Origin of the sequence: Cellulosimicrobium sp. 72-3 (genome assembly GCF_013127315.1) — a bacterium.
Lineage (GTDB): Bacteria > Actinomycetota > Actinomycetes > Actinomycetales > Cellulomonadaceae > Cellulosimicrobium > Cellulosimicrobium funkei.
On sequence record NZ_CP053419.1, the window covers coordinates 3,700,851 to 3,720,571 of the forward strand.

Consider the following 19,721-nt stretch of genomic DNA (forward strand, 5'->3'; position numbering starts at 1 on the left):
CGCAGGACCCATGCACCACCGGATGGAGAGCGAGACATCTCATGCGAAGACTGAGAGCGGTACTCCTGGCAGCCGTCGTCGGCACGGTCGCGATCATCGCGCCCGTGGCCGTCGCGCCGAGCGCGAGCGCCCACGGCTGGATCACGTCGCCGCCGAGCCGGCAGGACCACTGCGCGAAGGGCACGACGTCCTTCGACTGCGGCTCGATCAAGTACGAGCCCCAGTCCGTCGAGGCGCCCAAGGGCTCGATGCAGTGTTCGGGCGGCAGCGGCTTCAGCATCCTCGACGACTCGAGCAAGCCCTGGCCGCGCACGCAGACCGGCACGTCGGTCACGTTCCAGTGGAAGCTCACCGCGGCGCACAACACGAGCACGTGGGAGTACTTCGTCGACGGCGTGCTGTTCAAGACGTTCAACCAGAACGGCGCGCAGCCGCCCAGCAACATCTCCCACACCCTGACGGGCCTGCCCGAGGGCAACCACACGATCCTCGCGCGCTGGAACGTGTCGAACACGGTCAACGCGTTCTACAACTGCGTCGACCTGAAGATCGGCAGCGGCGGGACCGACCCGGGCAACCCCGGGAACCCCGGCAACCCCGGGAACCCGGGCAACCCCGGCACGTGCACGGCTCCGGCCTGGTCGGCGAGCGCCGCCTACGTCGGCGGGGCGAACGTCTCCTTCTCCGGCCGCAACTACCAGGCCAAGTGGTGGACGACGGGCGAGAACCCGTCGCAGAGCGGCCAGTGGGGCGTCTGGAAGGACCTCGGAGCCTGCTGACCCGCTGATCCCGGGAGCGATCCCGACAGCACTGCCGACGGCCGGCGGACGCGTGCTCGCACGCGACCGTCGGCCGTCCTGCGCGTCGGGCGCACGGGGCGCGGTCTCCCCGGTCGGCGGCAGCCCGAGGTCAGCCCCGGCCCCGCAGCCGGTCGAGGTCGCGGCGCTCGCGCTTCGTGGGGCGCCCGGCACCGCGGTCGCGGACCGCGACGCGCACGGTGAGCTCGCGCGGCGGCGGGGGCGGACTCTGGTCGTCGACGGCCTGCGCGGCGAGGGTCGCGGACACCCGCTTCACGAGCACCTTCTCGACGACGAGGATCCGCTCGACCGGACCGCCCCGCACGACGACGCGGTCCTTCACCTTCACGCTCGTCGCGGGCTTCGCGCGCTCGCCGTTGACGCGCACGTGCCCCGCCTTCACGGCGGCCGTCGCCTGCGAGCGGCTCTTGAACACGCGGACGGCCCACAGCCAGCTGTCGACGCGCGCGCTCGTCGCCTCGGTCGTCACCACGCTCCGAGCCTACGAGACCGCGCGGAGCCCGGTGCCGGCGAGGTCGCCCCGCCCCGGAAGACCGTCGTCGGCGTGCGAGATCCGGGCACCCGTGCCACGGTGGTGCCAGGTCATTCGGGGCAAGAGTCCTTTTGGCCGGATCTGTCCCTACCGGAAACGGAGACGTGACATGGGCATCATCGGCTGGATCCTCATCGGCCTCATCATGGGTGCCATCGCCCGCGCGATCGTGCCGGGCAAGCAGAAGGGCGGCTGGATCGTCACCCTCCTGCTGGGCATCGTGGGCGCCCTGCTCGGCGGCTTCATCGCCTCGGCAGTGTTCGGCACCGACGTCAACGAGGAGTTCTTCGACCTCGGCACGTGGGGCTTCGCGCTCATCGGCTCCATCATCGTGGTGTTCATCTGGTCCTGGTTCACCAACCGCAAGCGCGCCTGACGGCGTCGGCCGCACCGGCGGCCCGCTTCCCCGGACGGCCCGGTCCCCTCAGGGGGACCGGGCCGTCCGTGCGTCCCGGGCGTATTGCCGTGGACGCGCCGCCCGTGCGCCGGACACGCTGGACCCATGAGCGCCGTCGCCCCTCCCGTCCCGGACGTCTCCCTCCCGCGCGGGTACACGCTCGTCGAGGCCCCGCACCCCGCGTCGCTCGACGCGCCCGAGGCGTGGGCCTACCTCGCCGTCGCGGACGTCGGACGCGAGCACGAGCTCGAGGTGCACGGCTACGACGACCTCGCGCTGCCGCCCCGCGAGATCTTCACGGGCATGGCCCACCAGGAGTACTCCACGAAGCGCCGGTTCGTCGTCGTGCGCTCCGCCGCGGCGTCCGCGTGGCACGAGCAGGGCGTCCCGCCCGCGGTGGCGGACGTCGTCGCGCACCTCTTCGTGACCCGCCCGGTCACGAGCAACGAGCACCTGGGCGAGTCCTACGCCGTCGTGCGTCCCGCCGAGCGGGGCCGCGGCATCGGGGGCGCGCTGCTCGCGCTCGGCGAGCGGCTGAACCTCGACGCGGGGCGCACCGTGCTCTTCTCGGACACGAACCACGGCGAGGAGCCGCCGCCCGGGCCCGGCGCGCTCGAAGCCACGACGGGCGCGGGCCGGGTCCCCGCGGACGCGCCCGGACCGCGCTTCCTGCGCGCGCACGGGTACGTGCTCGAGCAGGTCGAGCGGCACTCGGTGCTCGACCTCCCGGTCGTGCCCGCGGTCCTCGACGCGCACCGCGAGGACGCCCGGGCCGCGGCGGGCAGCGACTACCGCCTGCACACCTGGACCGACGAGGTCCCGGAGGCCTGGGCCGACCAGGTGGCGGTCCTCTTCACGCGCATGAGCACAGACGCGCCCACGGGCGGCGTCGACTACGGCGAGGACCCGTGGGACGCGCGGCGCGTGCGGACGTGGGTGCAGCAGCAGGCGGAAAACGACGACGCGTTCCTCGTGTGCGCCGCCGAGCACGTGCCGTCGGGCACGCTCGCGGCGTTCACCGTGCTCGTCCACCCGCGCGGCCGCGAGGACTTCGCGATCCAGGAGGACACGCTCGTGCTGCGCGAGCACCGCGGGCGCCGCCTCGGGATGCTCGTCAAGGTCGCCAACCTCGACGCGCTCGCGGCACAGCGCCCGGGCGCCCGACGCGTCCACACGTGGAACGCGCAGGAGAACGACCACATGCTCGCGATCAACGTCGCCCTCGGCTTCCGCCCCGCGGGCGTGTGGGCCGCGTGGCAGCGCCGGACGACGCCGGGGGGCGCCGAGTGAGCGCAGGACCGACCACCCCCACGACCCGCGACGGGCGCGTGCGCATCGAGCCCGTCCCCGGGCGCCTCGACGCGCCCGACGCGTGGGCCGTCCACGGCACGGTCCGGGTGGGCGACGCGATCGACCGCGCGATCCACGGCCACACCGATCTCGCCCTCGACGCCGCGACGGTCGCGTCCACCGTCGCCAGCGCCGGCTACCGCCGCGTGCTGCGGTGGGTCGCGGTGCTCGACGACGCCCCGCACGGCACGACGCCCCGGCCCGAGGACGTCGTCGGCCGGTCGATGGTGGCGCTCCCGCAGCAGGGCAACACGCACACGGCGCTCGTCTACGTCGGCGTGGACCCGGCGCACCGGCGCCGCGGCGTCGGCACGGCGCTGTGGGAGGCGGCGCTCGACGTCGTGCGGGCCGAGGGGCGACGCGTGGTCCAGTCCGACTCGTCGTTCGCGCCGGAGCCGCCGCCCGGCCCGGGTGCGATCGAGGCGCCCACGGGCAGCGGGCGCGTCCCGGCGCACGACGACGCGACGACCTTCGCGCTGCACCGCGGCTTCACGCTCGAGCAGGTGATGCGGCACTCCGTGCTCGACCTCCCGGTGCCGCCCGCCGTGCTCGACCCGCTGCGAGACGCGGCGACGGCGCGGGCGGCCGGGTACCGCGTGCACGTGTGGACGGACGACGTCCCCGAGGAGTGGCTCGCGCAGCTCGCGGTGCTCGAGACGCGCATGAGCACCGACGCCCCGAGCGGGGGCCTCGACCTCGCGGAGGACCCGTGGGACGCGGAGCGCGTCCGGGCCTTCTCCCGGGAGATCCACGACCGGGGCCGCGGCTACGTCGTCGCCGCGGCGGAGGACACGGCGACGGGCACGCTCGCCGCGTTCTCCATGGTCGCGTACCCCCGCGACCGGCCCGAGGTCGTGTTCCAGGAGGACACGCTCGTGCTGCGCGAGCACCGCGGGCGCAGCCTGGGCCTGCTCGTCAAGGTCGCCGTGCTCGACGAGCTGGCGCGCGCCCGGCCGTCGTCGCGCCGCGTGCACACGTGGAACGCCGAGGAGAACCGGCACATGCTTGCGATCAACGTCGCGCTGGGCTTCGCGCCCACGGGCGTCGAGGCGGAGTGGCAGCTCGTGCTCGACGCACCGGAGCCCGGCAGCGCGCCCTGACCCCGGGGGCCGTCGCGGCCGGACCGCTCAGCGGATGCCGTCGAGGAAGCGGATCACCCGCTCGGTGACGAGCGCGGCGGCCTCCGGCTCGTACGACGGCAGGCTCGGGTCCGTGAAGAGGTGGCGGTCGCCGGGGTAGACGAACAGTTCGGCGTCGGGCGTGGACTCCACGAGCTCGCGCGCGGCGTCGAGGTCGCCCTCGCCCGCGAACGACGGGTCCGCGTCCATGCCGTGCACCTGGACGGGCACGGCGTCGGGCCAGGCGTCGCCGAACTCGGAGACGGGCACGCACGCCTCGAGCAGCACCGCGCCCTTGGCGCCCGGCTGCGTCTGGGCGAGCATCTGGGCCGGGAGGACGCCGAGGGAGACCCCCGCGTACACGACACCGAGGTCGTAGCCGTCCACGGCCCCCCGGGCGCGCTCCAGCACGGTTCCGAAGCCGAGCTCCTGCACGTGGGCCATGCCCTCGTCGAGGGTCGCGAACGTGCGCCCCTCGAAGAGGTCCGGCGTGTGCACGACGTTCCCCGCGCCGCGCAGCGTCTCCGCGAGCGTCCGCACGCCCTCCGTCAGTCCCTGCACGTGGTGGAACAGCACGACCTCCGCCATGGTCCCTCCTCCGATCGTCGCTCGTGGGCCGTGCGACGGCGTCGCCGCCCGGTGCGCGCCCGACGGCGCACGACCCCCATCGTCGCGCGGCCCGCCCCCGCGCGCCCGGGGTCCAGGGACCTGCGACGGCCGTTCGTCAGGCCGCCGGACCATGGACCGCGGGACGGTCGGGGTGGGCGAGGGCCGACGTCGGTCAGTAGTTTGGTGGTCATGACCTCGCAGCCCGTGCCGCCCCCGATCGACCCCACCTCCACGCCGTCCTGGACCGCGCTGACCGTGCACCGCGACACCGTGGAGCCGGACCTGCGCACCTGGTTCGCGGCCGACCCGGACCGCGCGCGCCGCCTCACGCACCAGGCGGCCGACCTCACGGTCGACCTGTCGAAGAACCTCGTCACCGACGAGACGCTCGAGCTGCTCGTGCGCCTCGCCGAGGAGGTCCACCTCGACGACCGCCTCGAGGCGATGTTCACGGGCGAGCACATCAACGTCACGGAGGACCGTGCCGTCCTGCACACCGCCCTGCGCCGGCCGACCCCGCTGGGCGACGACGAGCACCTCGTCGTCGACGGGCAGGACGTCGACGCGGACGTGCACGCCGAGCTCGCGAAGGTCTACGCGTTCGCGGACAAGGTCCGCTCGGGCGAGTGGACGGGCGTCACCGGCGAGCGCGTGCGCACGGTCGTGAACATCGGCATCGGCGGCTCCGACCTCGGGCCGGTCATGGCCTACGAGGCGCTGCTGCCGTACAAGCACCAGGACATCGAGGTCCGGTTCGTCTCGAACATCGACCCGACGGACGTCGCGGAGAAGACGGCGGGCCTCGACCCGCGCACCACGCTGTTCATCGTCGCGTCGAAGACGTTCGGCACGCTCGAGACCCTGACCAACGCGCGCCTCGCGCGCGACTGGCTGTGGACGGAGCTCGCGGCGGTCGGCGCGATCGAGGACACGGACGAGTCCCGGCAGGCCGCCGTCGCGCAGCACTTCGTCGCCGTCTCGACGGCGCTCGACAAGGTCGCGGCGTTCGGGATCGACCCGGCGAACGCGTTCGGGTTCTGGGACTGGGTCGGCGGGCGCTACTCCGTCGACTCCGCGATCGGCACGTCGCTCGCGATCGCGATCGGCCCGGACCGGTTCGCCGAGCTGCTCGCGGGCTTCCACGCGATCGACGAGCACGTGCGCCGCACGCCGTTCGAGCGCAACGTCCCGGTCCTCATGGGGCTGCTCAACGTCTGGTACGTGAACTTCCTCGACGCGCACACGCACGCCGTCCTCCCGTACGCGCAGTACCTGCACCGCTTCCCGGCCTACCTCCAGCAGCTCACCATGGAGTCCAACGGCAAGCGCGTGCGCTGGGACGGCTCCCCCGTGACGACGGAGACCGGCGAGATCTTCTGGGGCGAGCCGGGCACGAACGGCCAGCACGCGTTCTACCAGCTCATCCACCAGGGCACCCGCCTCATCCCGGCCGACTTCATCGCGGTCGCGAACCCCGCCCACCCCCTCGTCGACGCGGTGGGCGACGGCGGCGCGGTCCAGCCCGGCGCGGACGTGCACGGCCTGTTCCTCGCGAACTTCTTCGCCCAGACCAAGGCGCTCGCGTTCGGCAAGACGGCGGACGAGGTCCGCGCCGAGGGCACCGCGGAGCACCTCGTGAGCGCCCGCACCTTCCCGGGCAACCGCCCGACGACGTCGATCCTCGCCCCCGCGCTGACGCCGTCGGTGCTGGGCCAGCTCATCGCGCTCTACGAGCACATCACGTTCGTGCAGGGCGTCGTGTGGGGCATCGACAGCTTCGACCAGTGGGGCGTCGAGCTCGGCAAGAAGCTCGCGCTCGAGATCGCGCCGGCCGTCGCGGGCGACGAGGACGCCCTCGCGGCGCAGGACCCGAGCACCGCGGGCCTCATCGACCGCTACCTCGACCTGCGCAACTAGCCCGCGCCCCGCCCGGGCACGGGGACGACCGTGCTCGGGCGGCTCGCAGGGGGCCGGTCGTGCGCACGGACGCGGGCCGAGCACCCCCACGGACCGCGTCCCGTGGTGTGTCGTCCGCCTCACGGCGAGGACGAGTCACGAGGTCGCGGCGCCGTGCGCGCGACCGCCCGCCCACAGCCGCGCTGCGAGCGCCCGCGCCCTGCGTACACTGGCGGGCGCGCGACCGCCGCGAGCCCGTTCGGCGTCGCTCTCACCGTGGAAGGAACCCCGATGGCCGACGCCGCCACCCCCGAGACTCTTGCTCGGACCCTGATCGAGCACGCGGACGCCGTGCGCAGCGCGTGGCTGGAGGCTGCAGCGAACGAGCTCCACGGCCGCACCTCGCGGGGCGAGCTCGAGCGCGAGCAGGGCGAGATCCTCGACGCGCTCCTCGAGGGCCTGCGCGCCGGCGGCGTCTCGCTCGCCGAGCCGGCGTTCGACCAGCTCCGCGGCATCCTCGCGGACGTGTCGTCCGCACGCGCCCGCCTCGGCTTCACGCCGCGCGAGACCGCGATCGGCGTCTTCGCTCTCAAGGAGGGCCTGTACCGGCTCGACTCCGCGACCGGTGCCGACACGGACGTCACCCCGCTGCTGCGCCTCGTCGACCAGCTCGGGCTCTTCACGTTCGAGACGTTCGCTGCCGCGCGCGAGGCGATCATCGCCGAGCAGGCCGAGCAGCTGCTCGAGCTCTCCACGCCCGTGGTCAAGCTCTGGGAGGGCATCGTCGCGGTGCCGCTCGTGGGGACGCTCGACTCCGCGCGCACCCAGGTCGTCATGGAGAAGCTGCTCAACACGCTCGTCGACACGGGCAGCGAGCACGCGATCATCGACATCACGGGCGTGCCCGCGGTGGACACCCAGGTCGCGCAGCACCTGCTCAAGACGGTCGTCGCGGCGCGCCTCATGGGGGCCGAGTGCACGATCAGCGGCATCCGCCCGCAGATCGCGCAGACGATCGTCGCGCTCGGCATCGAGTTCGGCGACATCCGCACGCGCGCGACCCTCGCCGACGCCCTCGTCGACGCGCTGCGCGCGAGCCGCGACACCCGGCAGGCCGGGCTCCCCGCATGACCGACGGCGTCCCCATCCTCAAGATCGGCTCGACGCTCCTCGTCTCGATCCAGATCGACCTCCAGGACGACACGGCGCTGCAGCTCCAGGAGGACCTCGCCCAGCGGATCACCGACACCGGTGCGCGCGGCGTGATCATCGACATCTCCGGGCTGGAGATCGTCGACTCGTTCATCGGCCGCATGCTCGCGTCGGTCGCCGGGATCTCGCACGTGCTCGACGCGACGACGGTGGTCGTGGGCATGCGCCCGGCCGTCGCCATCACCATGGTCGAGCTCGGCCTGTCGCTCGGCGACGTCCGCACCGCGCTGGACGTCGAGCGCGGCCTCGCGCTCCTCGCCCCCGAGGAGCGGTCCGCCGAGGACGTGCTCCTCGCCGCCGCCGAGCGCGAGGAGAGGTGAGCACGACCACCCCGCCGCCGACGACCGCGGAGCGCGTGCCGGTCCGCACGGACTCCGACGTCGTCAAGGTGCGCCAGCTCGTGCGGTCGCTCGCGCAGCAGGCACGCCTCTCGCTCGTCGACCAGACGAAGCTCGTGACGGCGGCGAGCGAGCTCGCGCGCAACACCCTCGTGTACGGGGGCGGTGGCGAGGCCGAGGTGCAGCTCGTCACGGAGGGGGCGCGGACGGGCGTCCGCGCCGTCTTCTCGGACGAGGGGCCGGGCATCCCCGACCTCGACCTCGCGCTCACCGACGGCTGGACCAGCGGCGGCGGGCTCGGGCTCGGGCTCTCGGGGTCACGACGCCTCGTCCAGCACTTCGCGATCGACACCGCGCCTGGCGTGGGCACGCGCGTCGAGATCGCGACCTGGTCCCGATGACCTCGGCGGAGCCGGACCGCCCGGACGACCGCCGCACGCTCGTCGAGGACGGGACCTGGTACACCGTGGACCACCCGTCCGCGGTCGGCAGCGTGCGGCGCGGCGCGAGCACCGCCGCGCGGAACCTCGGGCTCGACGACGAGCGCGCGGCGGAGGTCGGCCTCGTCGTCTCCGAGCTCGCGACCAACCAGTGCCGCCACGCCGGGGGTGGCTCGGTGCTCGTCCGCGTCCGGCGCACCGGCGCCGAGGCCGCGCTCGACGTGCTCGCCGTCGACGCCGGGCCCGGTATGCGGGACATCACCGCGGCGATGCGCGACGGCGTCTCGAGCCGCGGCACGCTCGGCATCGGCCTCGGCACCCTCCCCCGCCTCGCGTCGGCGTGGGACGCGTGGACGTCGCCCGGCCAGGGGACGGTCATCGCGGCGACGTTCGTCGCGCACGGCGCGACCGCCGACCTCGCGGCGCCCACGGGCGTGACCCGCCCCATGACCGGGCAGGACGTGTGCGGCGACGCCCTCGCGGTGCGCCACGACGACGGCGCGCCCAGCCTCCTCGTCGCCGACGGGCTCGGCCACGGCCCGCTCGCCGCGGTGGCCTCCGGCGCTGCCGTGCGGGCCTTCCTCGACGCGCCGCCCGGGAGCGCGGTCGCGCTCCTGGAGCGTGTGCACGGCGCCCTCGGCGGCACGCGCGGCGCAGCCGTCTCGGTGGTCCAGGCGTCGGGCGGCGTGCTGCGGCACGCAGGCCTCGGCAACATCGCCGGGACCGTCCACGGGGCGCGCTCGCGCGGGCTCGTGAGCCACCCCGGCATCGCCGGGACGCGCGGCCGGCCGCTGCGCGAGACGACGTACCCCGTCGAGCCGGGCGACGTCGTCGTGCTGCACAGCGACGGGCTGACGGCCCGGTGGTCGCTCGCCGACTATCCGGGCCTCGCCGTCCGCTCCCCCCTCGTCGTCGCGGGCGTCCTGCTCCGTGACCACGCCGTGCGCCGCGACGACTCGTGCGTGGCGGTGCTGCCGATCCCCCGGGAGGCCGCGTGAGCACCACCCTCCTCATCACCCAGCTGCGCTCGGACTCCGACGTGCTCGCGCTGCGCCGGGCGGGGCGGGAGATCTGCCGCCTGCTCGGCCTCGACACGCAGGACCAGGTGCGCGTCGCGACGGCGCTGTCCGAGATCGGGCGGTCCGCGGTCGGTTCCGGCACGGCCGACGTCGTCGTGGGCGTCCTGCCCGGGCTGCCGCAGGCCACGCTGCGCGCCGAGATCGTGGCGGGGACGCCGTTCCTCGTCGAGGGCGACTCGAGCGACGGCGGCGTCCCCGCCGCCCGGCGGCTCGTCCCCGGCCTGCAGGTCGACCCGACCGGTACGCGCGTGCTGCTCACCAAGGCCCTGCCGGCGACCGCGCGCACGGACGAGGCGACGCTCGCGGGCGTGCGCCGCTCCACCGCAGCCGCGCACGTCGCCGACGCGAGCGACGAGGTGCGCGTGCAGAACGCCGAGCTCGTGCGGACGCTCGACGAGCTGACGCGCCAGCAGGACGAGCTCCGGCGCTTCAACGAGGAGCTGGAGGAGACGAACCGCGGCGTCCTCGCGATGTACGACCAGCTCTCGGCTGAGCTCGAGGAGACCAACACCGGCGTCGTCGCGCTGTACGCCGAGCTCGACGAGCGCGGCCGCGAGCTCGCCGCCGCGAACGAGGCGAAGACCCGCTTCCTGCGGAACGTCAGCCACGAGCTGCGCTCGCCCGTGAACTCGATCATCGGCCTCACCTCGCTCCTGTCGGACTCCCACCTCGACGCCGACCAGACGCAGCAGGTCGGGTTCCTGCGCGAGAGCGCGACGACGCTGCTCACGCTCGTCGACGAGCTGCTCGACCTCGCGCGCGCCGAGGCGGGCCACGACGACGTCGAGCCCACGCCCGTCGACCTCGGGGCGCTGCTCGACGAGCTGCGCGGCACGACCCTGCCGCTCGTGCGGTCCGGCGTCTCCCTGCGGGTCGCGGCCGAGCCGGGCCTCACGCTCGTCACCGACCGCCGGCTGCTGTCCCGCGTGCTGCGCAACCTGCTGACGAACGCGGTGAAGTTCACGGACGAGGGCGAGGTCGTGCTGCGGGCGGCGGCCGACGGCGACGTCGTGCGGTTCGACGTGCGCGACACGGGTCTCGGGATCCCGGCCGACCAGCTCGAGGCCGTGTTCGAGGAGTTCGTCCAGGTGCCCAACCGCCTCCAGCCGACCGTCCGCGGCACGGGCCTCGGCCTGCCGTACGCCCGCCGCACCTCCGAGGCGCTGGGCGGCACGCTCGTCGCGACGTCGCGCCCGGGCGCCGGGAGCGTGTTCACGCTGCGCCTCCCGTCCCTCTCCGCGGTGCCCGAGGACGCCCCCGCCGCGCGCCCGGAGCCCGAGGAGGCCCCCGGCCGCGACACCCCGCTCGGGCACGTGCTCGTCGTCGACGACGACCGGGCCTACGCGTCGGTCGTCGCCTCGATGCTCCGCGACGCCGCGGCGCGCGTCAGCGTCGCGCACGACGCCACGCACGCGCTCGCCCTCCTGCACGACGGCCCGGCCGACGTCGCGCTCCTCGACGTGTGCCTGCCCGGCACGGACGGCCTCGCGCTGCGGTCGCGGATCCGCGACGTCCACCCGGCCACGGCCGCCGTGCTCATGTCGAGCGCGCCACCGCCGCCCGGCATCGGCGACGTGCCGTTCCTCGCCAAGTCCGAGATCGACCGCGACCGCCTGGTGGCGGCCCTCGGGCGCGAGGTGCGGAGCCGATGAACGCCGACCGCACCGTGCTCGTCGTCGACGACACGCCCGCGCACCGGTACGTCATGGCGAGCTGGCTGCGGCGGGCCGGGTTCGGCGTCGTCGAGGCCGGGACCGGCCGTGACGCGCTCGCGCACGCCACGACCCCGGTCGACGCCGTCGTGCTCGACGTGAACCTGCCGGATCTCTCGGGCCGCGAGGTGTGCCGGATCCTCAAGAGCGACCCCGCGACCGCGCACCTCCCCGTGCTGCACGTCTCCGCGACCGACGTCGACGCCGCCGCGCGGACGGCCGGGCTGGAGGGCGGCGCGGACGCCTACCTGCCCGAACCGCTCGACCGGGACGAGTTCCTCGCGACGATCAGCGCGCTGTGCCGGCGCGTCGACGCGCAGCGCGGCGCCGGGCGCACCGCCCGCCGCCTGGAGGCGCTCACCGACGCGCTCGTCCCCCTGCACGAGGCGCGCTCTCCCGAGGCCGTCGCCGACCACGCCGCCCGGGGCGCGTGCGCCGTCCTCGGTCGCGCCGTGATCTCGATGGTCGTCGCGGACGCCGGGGTCGTGCTGCGCTCGGTCTGCGTCGCAGAGGGTGCCGCGCTCGTGCGCGGTCGCGGCCCGACGGCGGTCCTCCCGCCCTCCGGCGCGTCGACGGCCGTGTTCGGCCCCGACGAGGTGCCCGCACCGTGGCAGCCGCTCTTCCGTGAGGCGAGGATCGGACCGTCGGCGTGGTTCACGCTCTGGCTCGAGGACGCCTCGGGGGCGCTCGTCGGCGGCCTGGGCATCGAGGTCGGCGACGAGCCGCTGTCCGAGGAGGAGCAGGAGGCCGCCGCGCGCTTCACGGAGGCCGCGACGGTCGCCCTGTCGAACCTGCGCACGTTCACGGAGGAGCACCGGATCGCCCTCGCGCTCCAGCGCGCGCTCCTGCCGTCCGGGCTGCGGGTGAGCGGCGGCGTCGAGGTCGTCGCGCGCTACGAGGCGTCGGACGCGCGGCTCGACGTCGGCGGCGACTTCTACGACGCGTTCGACCTCCCGGACGGGCGCGTGGCCGTCGTCATCGGCGACGTCCAGGGCCACTCCCTGCGCGCGGCGACCGTGATGGCGGAGGTGCGGGTCACGCTGCGCGCCTACCTGCGCGAGGGGCACGACGCCGCGTCGGCGCTGGACCTGCTCAACGCGGCGCTGCGCGAGGACCACCCCGAGTTCGCGACCGTGTGCGTGTGCGTGCTCGACCCCCGCACGGGCGCCCTCGAGCTCACGGACGCCGGCCACCTGCCCGCGTTCTTCGTGCGCACCGACGGCACGGTCGACCGGGCCAAGGCGGGCTCGCGCCTGCTCGGCGTGCCGAGCCCGCAGGCCCGCCCCGCCCACCACGACGTGCTCGCCCCCGGCGACCTCCTCGTGCTCGTGACCGACGGTCTCGTCGAGCGCCGCGGGGCGTCGCTCGTGGACGCGCTGGACCGGCTGGCCCGGGTCGCGGCGCAGCACGCCGGCGCGAGCCCGACCGTCCTGTGCGAGCGCGTCGTCGCGGCGTTCGACGACCCGGGCCGCGAGGACGACGTCGCGGTGGTCGCCGTCGCGCGTCAGGCGTCTCCGGACGGCACCTTGTCCTTGACGTCGTCGTAGCCGACGTCCCCGGGGACCTCACCCGGGGCGTAGACGAGCCGCACGACGCCCGTCGGGAACGTCTCCGAGCGCAGGAGCGTCAGCGGGTAGAAGGGCCCCCCCTCGTCGAACAGCCGCTCGCCGGTGCGGGCCGCGACGGGGTGGACGAGCAGGCGCAGCTCGTCGAGCAGCCCCGCGGCGAGGAGCTGGCGCACCACCGAGATCGACCCGGCGACGAGCACCTTGCCGAGGCCCGGCTCCTCCTTGAGCGCGCGGACCGCGTCGACGAGGTCGCCGTCGACCCGCTCGACGTGCCGCCAGCCGAGGTCCTGGTCGCCGCGCGTCGCCACGATCTTCCGCAGGTTCCCGAGCCGCGCGGCGAACTCCGCGTCCTCGCCCCCGGCGGTCTCCCGCTCGGGCCACGCGCCGGCGAAGCTGTCGTACGTGACGCGCCCGAGGAGGAGCGCGTCGACGTCCCGGTAGTCCTCGTCCACCGCCGCGGCCATGTGGTCGTCGAAGTAGGGGAAGTGCCACGCCGGATCGATCTCGGCGACGCCGTCGAGCGAGAGGAACAGGGTGGACACGAGCGTCGCGGTCATGGTGGGCCTTCCGGTCGGGAGGATCGACGAGAAACAGACCGTAGCCGCAGCGGAATCTCATCGTCCCCGGCCGAACACACCCCCAATCCCCCGTCGAACACGGGGTCAGCGACCAGATCCGCCGGATAACGGTCGCCGACCCGTGTTCGGCGGGGGTGGGTGTGGGGGGGTGGGGGGTGGAGTTCAGCGGCGGAGGGCCAGGGTCAGGGTCGCGCCCACCGTCAGGTGCTCGACGACGAGCAGGGCCACCGCGCCGGGCGTCACCGCCCCGAGCGGGCCGAGCAGGGAGACGAGCAGCACGACGCCGCACGTCACGAGCCAGGCCCGGCGGCCGCCCGAGCGCAGGCGGCCGAGCAGCGCGCGCAGGCCCCACCCGACGTACCCGACGACGAGCGTCACGACGACCGCCGCCACGACGCCGACCGTCTGCGTCCCGCTCGAGGTGCGCACCACGGGGTCGACCCCGAGCGCCGTCCCGGCCAGCAGGACCAGGGCGGCGAGCACCGCCGCGGCGGGCGGGACGAGCCAGCGCGGTACGTGCGGGGCGCCGTCCGGCGTGGCGTCCGAGGTGCCGTCCGAGGTGCTCCGCGTCGTGGACATGATGTTCCTCCTTCGTCGCGCGGCGCGGTGCCGCGGCTCTCGCGCGGCCTGGGCCGCGGCCGGCGGGTGCCGACACCTCCACGCTCGCGGCCGGAGGCGCCGTCCCGCACGGGTCGGAGGGCGGCGGCCGGACCGACCGGCGTCGGCTCCCGACCCTCCTGCCGGACGGCGACCCCCGACCTTGGTCGGTGGTCCGCCGCCCGCGGGCCGCCTAGCGTCCGGAGCATGACCACCACCGGCTGCCCTCCCCTCGCCGGACGCCCCGTCCTCGCGACGGCCGCCGCGCGCCGCGACGGCACGCGCCCGCTCGTCCCCGGGTGGGTGGTCGCGCTGGCCTGGCTCGCCGTCGCGGTGCTCACGGCGCTCGCGACCGCCGGGGTCGTCGCGCAGGACGACGCCGGCGCAGCCCCGTGGCTCGACGTCGCCGTCGCGGTCCTCGCCCTCGCGGCGCTGCCCCTGCTGTGGTCGCGGACCCCGCGCGACGCCCCGGTGGTCGGCGCGCTGGTCCTCGCCTCGCTCGCGGCGTACTCGGGCGCCGCGACCCCGGCCTCGACCGTCGCGACCCTGCAGGTCGCGCGCTGGTACCCGCTGCGCACCGCGCTCCCGGTCGCGGTCGCCGGGTTCGTGGGTCACGCCGTGCAGGCGCTGTGGCGGCCGCAGGCGCTGCCGCTCGGCTGGTGGCTCCTGTGCGACCTCGCCGTGCACGCCGCCCTGCTCGGCTGGGGCCAGTACGCGCGGGCGCGCGACCAGCTGCTGTGGTCGCTGCGGGACCGCGCGCGGCGCGCCGAGCGCGAGCAGGAGCGCCGTGTGGCCGAGGCGCGCGTCGCGGAGCGCACCCGGATCGCGCGCGAGATGCACGACACCCTCGCGCACCGGCTCTCGCTCCTCGCCGCCACGGCGGGCGCGCTCGAGTACCGGCCGGACGCCGACCCGGAGCGGCTCGCCCGCGCCGCGGGCCTGGTGCGCGCCGGGGTGAGCTCGGCGCTCGACGACCTGCGCGACGTCGTGCGGGTGCTGCGCGCCGAGCCCGGGCTCGGCGGGGCCGACGCGCTGTCGCCGCAGCCGACGCTCGACGACGTCGAGCGGCTCGTCGTGGAGGCGCGCGACGCGGGCGGCGACGTGACCTACGAGCGGACGGGGTCCGCCGACGTCCCGCCGACGGTCGCGGTCGCGGCCTTCCGCGTCGCGCAGGAGGGGCTGACGAACGCCCGGCGGCACGCCTCGGGCGGCCCGGTGACGCTCCGGGTCGTCGCCCGGGCGGGCGAGGTCCGGGTCACGGTGTCCGACGGCGGCCCGCGCCGCGTCCCCGTCGGCGCGGGCGGTGCCGGCGGTATCGGCCCGGGAGGCGGCGTCGGTGACCGCGGGGGCGGCGGCACCGGCACCGGGCTGGTCGGGCTCCGGGAGCGCGTCGACCTGCTCGGCGGGACCCTCGACGCCGGGGCGCGGGACGCAGGGTTCGTCCTCGACGTCCGGCTACCGTGGGACGCGTGACGGAGCAGGGTGGGCGCGGGGACGCCCCGCGCGGGAGCGACCACCACGACGCCGGAGCGGTCGCCCCGGGCACCGCGCGCACCCGCCTGGTGATCGTCGACGACGACGCGCTGGTCCGCGCCGGGCTGCGCCTCATGCTCGACGGCGCGCACGGCATCGAGGTCGTCGGCGAGGCCGCCGACGGCGTGGAGGTGACGGCCGTGCTCGACGCCCACCCGACCGACGTCGTGCTCATGGACCTGCGCATGCCGCGCGTCGACGGGATCGAGGCCACGCGGCGCGTGCGGGCGCGACCGGACGCGCCGGCCGTCGTCGTGCTCACGACGTTCGACACGGACGAGGAGGTCGTCGGCGCCCTGCACGCCGGCGCGTCCGGCTACCTGCTCAAGGACATGCCGCCGGAGCGGATCGTCGCCGCCGTGCGCGCGGCCGCGACGGGCGAGCCCGTGCTGTCACCGGAGATCACGCGGCGTCTCATGACGTCGATCGCCGACGCGGGCGGCCAGCGCGAGCGGGCCCGGGCCGCGCTCGACGCGCTCACCGGGCGCGAGCGCGACGTCGCGGTCGAGCTCGGCCGCGGCGCGACGAACGCGGACATCGCCGCGCGCCTGTTCCTCAGCGTCCCGACGGTCAAGGCCCACGTGTCGAGCGTGCTGCTCAAGCTCGGGCTGGAGAACCGCACGCAGGTCGCGCTGCTCGTCCACGCCGCGGGCCTCGACTGACCGTCAGTCGCCGGGCCACTCCCCCGTCCAGCGCTCGAACGCGCGTGCCCCGCCGCGGTCGATGAGCGCCTTCACCACCGCGTAGACCGCACCCTGCAGGAGTGCCGCGAGCACGATCTCCTTGAGCGGGTACTCCGACTGCAGGGGTGTCGGGGCGTCCTTGCGGTGGCCGGGCGAGACCCGCTTGTAGATCTGCTTGAACACCTGCCCGGCGACGAGCCCGCCCACGACGGAGCTGACGATGCCGACGGGGCGGTACAGGATCTTCGCGGACTTGCTGCCGTTCTTCTCCGGGGGGTGGTCACCGGTCGTCACGTCGTCCATCCCCCGACGCTAGGTCGGCTGCGGCGCTCTCGCTCGTCGCACGGCCCGGGGCGACCCCGGGACGTCAGGCCGGCACGACGGCGCACCCGGCCGGGTCGACGACGACCCGCACCCGGTCGCCCGGCTCGACGACCGCCGGGGCACCCGCGAGCGCCACGAGCCGCGCGGGCGCACCGCCGGAGCGCCCGGGCAGGTCGACGTCGACGGTCACCTCGACCGCGCCGCGGCGGAACACGCTCCCGACGACGGTCGCGCCCCACGCGTCGTCCGACGCCGGCACGCCCTCGCCCGCGAGCCGCAGGCCGCGCGGACCGACCGCGAGCAGGTTGCCGGGCCCCTGCGGCACGAACGCCTGGTAGCCGAGGAACTCCGCGACGCGGCGCGACCCGGGCGCGCGCCAGAGGTCCTCGGGCGGCGCGACCTGGAGGAGCCGGCCCGCGTCCATGACGGCGACGCGGTCGGCGACGGTGAACGCCTCGTCGTGGTCGTGGGTGACGAAGACGGCCGTCGTGCCGGTGGCGCGCAGGGCCTCGCGCAGGTCGAGCGCGAGGCGCTCGCGCAGCCCCCGGTCGAGCGCGGAGAGGGGCTCGTCGAGCAGGAGCAGGCGGGGGTGCGGCGCGAGCGACCGGGCGAGCGCGACGCGCTGGCGCTCGCCCCCGCTGAGCGTCGCGACCGCGCGCCGCTCGTACCCGGCGAGCCCGACGACGTCGAGCAGCTCGGCCACGCGCGCGTCGCGCTCGGCGCGCGGCAGCCCCGCGATCCCGTAGGCGACGTTGCCCGCGACGTCACGGTGCGGGAAGAGCTGGCCCTCCTGGAACATGAGCCCGAACCCGCGGCGGTGCACGGGGACGCCCGTGAGGTCGCGGCCGTCCCACGCCACGGATCCCGCGGCGACCGGCTCGAGCCCCGCGACGGCGCGCAGCAGGCTCGACTTGCCGCAGCCGCTCGGCCCGAGCAGGGCGAGCACCTCGCCGGGCGCGACGTCGAGCGTGACGCCCGCGACCGCCGTCGTGCCGGGGTCCGTGCGCGCTCCCCCGGCGCCGCGCCCGCCGTACCGCACGACGACGTCGCGCACCGCGAGCCCGGCGGCGTCCCCGGTGCCGGGGCCCGGGCGCGACGGCTCCGGCGCCCCCGCGCGCGCGGGGGCGGGGTCGGTCTGCACCATCAGAACTCTCCTCCGGGTCGGTCGCCGCGCAACCGCTCGGCGAGCAGCATCACGGTCGCGGTGAGCAGCGCGAGCACGACGCTCGCCGCGAGCGCCATGCCGTAGTTCTCGGCGCCCGGGCGCCCGATGAGCCGGAAGATCACGACCGGCAGGGTCGCGCTGTCCGGGCGGGCGAGGAACGACGTCGCGCCGAACTCCCCGAGCGAGACGGCGAACGCGAACCCGACGGCGAGGCCGAGCGAGCGCGCGGCGATCGGGCCGTCGACCGTGCGGAACACGCGCCCGGGCGCGGCGCCGAGGGTCGCGGCGGCCTCGCGCAGGCGCGGGTCGATGGCGCGCAGCGTCGGCAGGACCGTGCGCACGACGAGCGGGGTCGCGACGACCGCCTGCGCGATCGGCACGAGGAGGCCCGACGTGCGCAGGTCGACGTCGAGGCCGAGCTGCCGGTCGAGCGTGATCAGGAAGCCGAAGCCGACCGTCACCGCGGAGACCCCGAGCGGGAGCATGAACACCGAGTCGAGCACCGAGATCGCGCGCCGCCCGCCGCGCGAGCGCGGGCGCCGGGACACGACGAGCGCCACGAGACCCCCGATCACGACGGCGAGCACGGTCGCGAGCGCGGCGGTGCGCAGCGAGTTGCCCGCCGCCTCCCACACGGTGACGGACAGCGCGTTGCGCCCGCCCGTGGTGCCGAGGTTCGCGTAGTTGTCGAGGCCCCAGCCGCCGCCCGGGACGCGGAACGAGCGCACGACGAGCGTGCCGAGCGGCAGCCCGACGAGCACGACCACCACGGCCGCGGTGAGCGCCGCGGGCGCGAGGTCGCCCGTCGGGCGCCCGTCGCGCCACAGGCGCAGCGGGTGGGCGGACGACGCCGACGACGACAGGTTGAGGGCGCGCTCGCGCCGGGCCCGCGTGCGGTTCGCGACCGTGAGCGCCGCCGCGACGACCACGAGCTGCACGACCGACAGCACCGCGGCGGTGCGCAGGTCGAGGAACTGCGTGGTCTGGATCCAGATCTCCGTCTCGATCGTCCCGTAGCGGATGCCGCCGAGCACGAGCACGACGCCGAACGCCGTCGCGCAGAAGAGGAAGACGATCGACGCGGCGCTCGCGATCGCGGGCGTGAGCGCCGGGAGCGTCACGGTGCGGAACGCGCGCCACGGCGTCGCGCCGAGGGCGCGCGCCGCCTGCTCGGCGCGCGGGTCGAGGTGCTCCCAGAGGCCGCCGACCGTGCGCACCACGACGGAGTAGTTGAAGAACACGAGCGCGACGACGATCGCGGCGAACGTCTCGTCGAGCCGCAGGAACCCGAGCGGGCCGCCCTGCACGAGCAACGACCGGAACGCGACGCCGACGACGACGGTCGGGAGCACGAACGGCACCGTGACGAGCGCGCGCACGACCCGGCGCCCGGGGAACCGGCACCGGTACAGCACGTACGCGCCGGGCACGCCGAGCAGCAGCGACAGCGCCGTGCCGAGCACGGCCTGCCAGAGCGTGAGGCCGACGATCCGCCACGTGCGGGGCTCCGAGAAGACCTCCGCGAACCCCGAGAGGTCGAGGCCGCCGTCGTCCCCGACGAACCCGCGCGCCACGAGCGTGACGACCGGCCACGCGAAGAACACCCCGAGGAACGCGAGCGGCACCGCCGCCGCCAGACCCCACAGCACCCCGCGCCCGACGCCGCCCCGCCGGACCTCCCGACCCCTCACCACGGCTCTCCCCCGCGCAACCACGGCTCTACCCCGCGCGACCACGGCTCTACCCCGCGAGGGAGAGCCGTGGTCGCTCGG

The 19,721-nt window shown here is 75.6% G+C and carries 20 protein-coding genes; 13 read left to right on the plus strand and 7 right to left on the minus strand.

Going from position 1 to position 19,721, the window contains the following annotated elements; all coding sequences use genetic code 11:
- Positions 1 to 41 precede the first annotated feature (41 nt).
- Positions 42 to 779, plus strand: coding sequence for a lytic polysaccharide monooxygenase (locus HKK73_RS16540; RefSeq protein ID WP_171468425.1), 738 nt, complete (start codon positions 42 to 44; stop codon positions 777 to 779).
- A 130-nt stretch (positions 780 to 909) separates the two neighbouring features.
- On the opposite strand, the gene HKK73_RS16545 is transcribed toward HKK73_RS16540, so the two are convergent.
- Positions 910 to 1,287, minus strand: a complete 378-nt coding sequence (locus HKK73_RS16545) for an RNA-binding S4 domain-containing protein (RefSeq protein WP_074804223.1) — start codon at positions 1,285 to 1,287, stop codon at positions 910 to 912.
- Between the two features lie 172 nt (positions 1,288 to 1,459).
- Here HKK73_RS16545 and HKK73_RS16550 point away from each other — a divergent pair, with 172 nt between their 5' ends.
- The 3 genes from HKK73_RS16550 (at position 1,460) to HKK73_RS16560 (ending at position 4,197) form a co-directional block, all read left to right on the plus strand.
- Positions 1,460 to 1,726, plus strand: a complete 267-nt coding sequence (locus HKK73_RS16550) for a GlsB/YeaQ/YmgE family stress response membrane protein (protein WP_009865881.1) — start codon at positions 1,460 to 1,462, stop codon at positions 1,724 to 1,726.
- Positions 1,727 to 1,852: 126 nt separating this feature from the next.
- The gene (locus tag HKK73_RS16555) at positions 1,853 to 3,037 is read left to right on the plus strand and encodes a GNAT family N-acetyltransferase (protein ID WP_171468426.1); all 1,185 of its coding nucleotides are present in this window, start codon (positions 1,853 to 1,855) and stop codon (positions 3,035 to 3,037) included.
- Complete coding sequence (locus HKK73_RS16560; RefSeq protein WP_171468427.1) at positions 3,034 to 4,197, plus strand: GNAT family N-acetyltransferase; 1,164 nt, start codon at positions 3,034 to 3,036, stop codon at positions 4,195 to 4,197. Before HKK73_RS16555 ends, HKK73_RS16560 begins: the two co-directional genes overlap by 4 nt.
- Before the next feature lie 27 nt (positions 4,198 to 4,224).
- Here the strand turns inward: HKK73_RS16560 and HKK73_RS16565 are convergent, their stop codons facing one another.
- A complete protein-coding gene (locus tag HKK73_RS16565; RefSeq protein ID WP_021483513.1) occupies positions 4,225 to 4,803 on the minus strand; it encodes a dienelactone hydrolase family protein in 579 nt (192 codons plus the stop codon).
- A gap of 210 nt (positions 4,804 to 5,013) precedes the next feature.
- Between HKK73_RS16565 and pgi the strand changes: the two genes are divergently transcribed.
- The 7 genes from pgi (at position 5,014) to HKK73_RS16600 (ending at position 13,048) form a co-directional block, all read left to right on the plus strand.
- Positions 5,014 to 6,741 carry a glucose-6-phosphate isomerase gene (gene pgi / locus HKK73_RS16570; RefSeq protein WP_171468428.1) on the plus strand — a complete coding sequence of 576 codons (1,728 nt, stop codon included), beginning with the start codon at positions 5,014 to 5,016 and terminating at the stop codon, positions 6,739 to 6,741.
- Between the two features lie 270 nt (positions 6,742 to 7,011).
- A complete protein-coding gene (locus HKK73_RS16575; RefSeq protein WP_043653447.1) occupies positions 7,012 to 7,851 on the plus strand; it encodes an STAS domain-containing protein in 840 nt (279 codons plus the stop codon).
- Positions 7,848 to 8,252, plus strand: a complete 405-nt coding sequence (locus HKK73_RS16580; protein ID WP_021483159.1) for an STAS domain-containing protein — start codon at positions 7,848 to 7,850, stop codon at positions 8,250 to 8,252. Before HKK73_RS16575 ends, HKK73_RS16580 begins: the two co-directional genes overlap by 4 nt.
- Positions 8,249 to 8,671: an anti-sigma regulatory factor gene (locus HKK73_RS16585; protein ID WP_034651654.1), complete on the plus strand. Its 423-nt coding sequence runs from the start codon at positions 8,249 to 8,251 to the stop codon at positions 8,669 to 8,671. Before HKK73_RS16580 ends, HKK73_RS16585 begins: the two co-directional genes overlap by 4 nt.
- Positions 8,668 to 9,708 carry an ATP-binding SpoIIE family protein phosphatase gene (locus HKK73_RS16590; RefSeq protein WP_051027905.1) on the plus strand — a complete coding sequence of 347 codons (1,041 nt, stop codon included), beginning with the start codon at positions 8,668 to 8,670 and terminating at the stop codon, positions 9,706 to 9,708. The genes HKK73_RS16585 and HKK73_RS16590 overlap by 4 nt, the downstream gene beginning before the upstream one ends.
- Positions 9,705 to 11,441, plus strand: coding sequence for an ATP-binding protein (locus HKK73_RS16595; protein WP_043653465.1), 1,737 nt, complete (start codon positions 9,705 to 9,707; stop codon positions 11,439 to 11,441). The genes HKK73_RS16590 and HKK73_RS16595 overlap by 4 nt, the downstream gene beginning before the upstream one ends.
- Positions 11,438 to 13,048, plus strand: a complete 1,611-nt coding sequence (locus HKK73_RS16600) for a fused response regulator/phosphatase (protein WP_171468429.1) — start codon at positions 11,438 to 11,440, stop codon at positions 13,046 to 13,048. Before HKK73_RS16595 ends, HKK73_RS16600 begins: the two co-directional genes overlap by 4 nt.
- Here HKK73_RS16600 and HKK73_RS16605 read toward each other — a convergent pair.
- Entirely contained in the window at positions 13,006 to 13,626 is a 621-nt protein-coding gene (locus HKK73_RS16605; protein ID WP_114553537.1) for a dihydrofolate reductase family protein, read from the minus strand. The genes HKK73_RS16600 and HKK73_RS16605 overlap by 43 nt on opposite strands.
- A 183-nt stretch (positions 13,627 to 13,809) precedes the next feature.
- Complete coding sequence (locus HKK73_RS16610; protein ID WP_114553538.1) at positions 13,810 to 14,226, minus strand: DUF6069 family protein; 417 nt, start codon at positions 14,224 to 14,226, stop codon at positions 13,810 to 13,812.
- Between the two features lie 225 nt (positions 14,227 to 14,451).
- Between HKK73_RS16610 and HKK73_RS16615 the strand changes: the two genes are divergently transcribed.
- Together HKK73_RS16615 and HKK73_RS16620 are read left to right on the plus strand one after the other, a co-directional pair.
- Positions 14,452 to 15,717 (plus strand): sensor histidine kinase, encoded by a 1,266-nt coding sequence (locus tag HKK73_RS16615; protein ID WP_171468430.1) that lies wholly within the window; start codon positions 14,452 to 14,454, stop codon positions 15,715 to 15,717.
- 89 nt (positions 15,718 to 15,806) lie between these two features.
- On the plus strand, positions 15,807 to 16,439 hold the full coding sequence (locus HKK73_RS16620) for a response regulator transcription factor (RefSeq protein WP_216608108.1): 633 nt from the start codon (positions 15,807 to 15,809) through the stop codon (positions 16,437 to 16,439).
- 3 nt (positions 16,440 to 16,442) lie between these two features.
- Here the strand turns inward: HKK73_RS16620 and HKK73_RS16625 are convergent, their stop codons facing one another.
- From HKK73_RS16625 to HKK73_RS16635, 3 genes are all read right to left on the minus strand, one after another.
- Positions 16,443 to 16,763, minus strand: coding sequence for a DUF4235 domain-containing protein (locus tag HKK73_RS16625; RefSeq protein ID WP_061267789.1), 321 nt, complete (start codon positions 16,761 to 16,763; stop codon positions 16,443 to 16,445).
- A 64-nt stretch (positions 16,764 to 16,827) separates the two neighbouring features.
- Positions 16,828 to 17,928 carry an ABC transporter ATP-binding protein gene (locus HKK73_RS16630; protein ID WP_171468431.1) on the minus strand — a complete coding sequence of 367 codons (1,101 nt, stop codon included), beginning with the start codon at positions 17,926 to 17,928 and terminating at the stop codon, positions 16,828 to 16,830.
- A complete protein-coding gene (locus tag HKK73_RS16635; RefSeq protein WP_253705680.1) occupies positions 17,928 to 19,643 on the minus strand; it encodes an iron ABC transporter permease in 1,716 nt (571 codons plus the stop codon). Before HKK73_RS16635 ends, HKK73_RS16630 begins: the two co-directional genes overlap by 1 nt.
- Positions 19,644 to 19,721: the final 78 nt, after the last annotated feature.